1 pseudogene is annotated in these 346 nt (G+C 74.0%); it reads right to left on the reverse strand.

Features of this window, described 5'->3' with window-relative positions:
- Positions 1-291, reverse strand: a pseudogene (locus tag A6X21_RS07500) (hypothetical protein); the annotation flags it as partial.
- Positions 292-346: the final 55 nt, after the last annotated feature.

Here is a 346-nt window from a genome sequence, read left to right on the forward strand (position 1 = left end):
CGGGGCATGCGTCTGCGCCGCGCGGATCGCGGCCTTGATCCGCTCCGGCGCGAACGCCGCCGCGACCGGCGGTGCCGGGGCGAAGGCGAGGTCGAGGCTGTCGCCGTCCGGCCGGTAATAGGTGCGGGCGGCGCGGCGGAAATCGACCGCATAGCCGTCGAAGCCCCCGGCGGCGAGCCGGGCGACGCTCTCGGAGAACGGCATCGCGTCCGCTTCGGCGGCATCGTGGAGGATGCGGGCGAGCTCCCGCCAGGGCACGTCGGCGGCTTTGGTCGTCGCGGTTTCGGGCATGAGGGTCTCCGTCTCGCGCGGGCATCCGGCGCAGATTCAATCGAGGGGACGGCCT

This window comes from Planctopirus hydrillae, from assembly GCF_001707835.1.
GTDB classification, from domain to species: Bacteria; Planctomycetota; Planctomycetia; order Planctomycetales; family Planctomycetaceae; genus Planctopirus; species Planctopirus hydrillae.